1 protein-coding gene is annotated in these 479 nt (G+C 76.6%); it reads right to left on the bottom strand.

Annotation, left to right across the window (positions count from 1 at the left end):
- Positions 1-392: hypothetical protein (locus tag D3D02_RS21370; RefSeq protein WP_233560727.1), on the bottom strand; the 392-nt coding region annotated here is incomplete at its 3' end.
- Positions 393-479 lie beyond the last annotated feature (87 nt).

Here is a 479-nt window from a genome sequence, read left to right as displayed (position 1 = left end):
ACGACGAGCCACTCGTCGCCGGCGATGGTCGCCGCGTGGAGCGCCGCGTCGACCCGCAGCCCGGGGTCGCCCAGCCGGAGGTCCCACTCGAACCGCTCGACCCGGTCGTCCGAGCCGTCGGACGCGGGGGGGTCGACGGCCGCCGCGGCGACGGCGGTCGGGACGACCTCGACGCCGAGGGCGCGGCCCACCAGCGCGGTCGCGCCGGCCGCGGCGAGCGCGACGCCGGTCGCTCCGTGGTGGACGCTCCCCGCGGTGGGCTGGTCTGCGATCGTCACCGCGTAGTCGTCGACGAAGGCGCGGACGCCCGCCCAGACGGACGCGAAGCGGACGCCGATCCCGAACGCGGCCGCGGCGATCGAGACGAACTCGATGTCGCCGATCGCGAGCATCCCGGCCCCGAACGCGGCCGCCGTCGACAGGACCGCGACGACCTTGCTCCTGTCGTCGACCGTGTGCAGCGTCTCGACGGCCGCGTC

It is taken from the genome of Halobellus sp. Atlit-38R, from assembly GCF_003665925.1.
GTDB lineage: Archaea > Halobacteriota > Halobacteria > Halobacteriales > Haloferacaceae > Haloquadratum > Haloquadratum inordinatus.
This window is presented reverse-complemented; position numbering and strand designations above follow the sequence as displayed.